The organism is Microcystis sp. T1-4 (assembly GCF_000297435.1).
Classification (GTDB): Bacteria; Cyanobacteriota; Cyanobacteriia; order Cyanobacteriales; family Microcystaceae; genus Microcystis.
The window spans coordinates 1-1791 of the sequence record NZ_CAIP01000363.1 but is presented as its reverse complement, the minus strand read 5'-3'; the positions used below and the strand labels follow the sequence as shown (position 1 = coordinate 1791).

Here is a 1791-nt window from a genome sequence, read left to right as displayed (position 1 = left end):
AACTGATATAAGATTATGTCTTTAGTTGCATCTTTACTCGATCGAGTATCTCCTCAGAGTTTACAACAATTGCGGGCCAGCGATCGAGCTTGGCAAGCTTTGCGTTTAGAAAATCCAGTTATTCCCACGGTAATTAATCAAAGTCAAGAATCTTTAGGAGAGACGGATTTTGATCTAGTTATTGCCGGGGGAACTTTGGGAATTTTCATCGGGGCTGCTTTGCAAACTAGGGGCTGGCGTGTGGCATTATTAGAAAGAGGTATTCTGCGCGGTCGTGAGCAGGAGTGGAATATTTCACGTTTAGAATTAAGCAGTTTTTTAGAGTTAGATTTATTGACCGAAGCTGAATTAAATCAATCGATAGCGACGGAATATAATCCTGGGAGGGTGGGATTTTATCAAGGTTATGAACTTTGGGTCAGAGATATTTTAAATATTGGTGTTGATCCGGTTTATTTGCTAGAGACTTTAAAAACTAAGTTTTTGCAAGCGGGAGGAAAGTTATTAGAAAATTCGGGGTTTAGTGGGGCGATTATTCATCCCGATGGCGTAATGGTTAAAACGGGAGAAATGACTTTAAAAACCCGTTTATTAATCGATGCCATGGGTCATTTTTCGCCAATTGCAAAACAGGCAAGAAAAGGAGAAAAACCCGATGGAGTTTGTTTAGTGGTGGGTAGTTGCGGTCAGGGTTTTCCCAGTAATGAAACTGGTGATTTGATTTATTCTTTTACCCCAATCTTGCACCAATGTCAATACTTTTGGGAAGCATTTCCCGCTAGGGATGGTCGGACAACTTATTTATTTACCTATCTTGATACCCATCCCGATCGCTTTAGTTTAGAATTTTTGATGGAGGAGTATTTAAGATTGCTGCCAGAGTATCAAAAGGTGGATTTAGAAGCGGTAAACTTTCAGCGTTTTCTAGCGGGTTTTTTCCCGGCCTATCGTCAAAGTCCTTTAAAAATGCCTTGGTCAAGAATTCTGGCAGTGGGAGATAGTAGCGGTAGTCAATCTCCGGTAAGTTTTGGTGGTTTTGGGGCAATGGTTAGGCATTTAAAAAGGCTAACTTTTGCCATCGAGGAAGCTTTACAAATCGATGCTTTAAACCGAGAAGATTTAGCCCTTTTACAACCTTATCAACCGAATATATCGGTAACATGGCTATTTCAAAAAACCATGAGTGTCCCGATGTCTGCTAACCCTAATCCCAATCAAATTAATGACTTAATGAGTGGAGTTTTTCGGGTAATGGATAAGTTGGGAGATGAGGTCTTAAAACCGTTTTTACAGGATGTGGTGCAGTTTTCTTCCCTCTCAAAAACTTTGCCTTTGGTTAATCCTCAATTAGTTTTACCGATGATTCCGCAAGTGGGTATCAGTCCTTTTATCGATTGGACGGGACATTATTTTAATTTAGGTTTGTATAGTGGTTTATATCCCTTAGCAACCACCTTAAAACCTATTTTAGAAAAGTTACCCGACAGGCAAAAATATCTTTATCATCGTTATTTAGATAGTTGGAAATATGGCTCTGGGGGAGATTTTATCAGTAATCAGTGATCAGTGATCAGTAAACAGTGAACAGTGAACTGATTACTGATAGGGTAGATCTCTTATTGGTGACATTCTCTCACATATTGGTGAGCAGCAGAAGTTATACTAAATCCCTTGAGTATAGGCTACATATCAGGACAGGCACTCATGCAAGAGGCAAGAGGCAAAAGCGGGGATAAATAATTAGTCTTTAATAACAGGATTTAGTATGATAACTGATAACTGATAACTGAT

The 1791-nt window shown here is 39.4% G+C and carries 1 protein-coding gene; it reads left to right on the top strand.

What is annotated here, in order from left to right; all coding sequences use genetic code 11:
- The first annotated feature begins 15 nt into the window (after window positions 1–15).
- Entirely contained in the window at window positions 16–1563 is a 1548-nt protein-coding gene (locus MICAI_RS17295; protein ID WP_008205192.1) for an FAD-dependent oxidoreductase, read from the top strand.
- Window positions 1564–1791 lie beyond the last annotated feature (228 nt).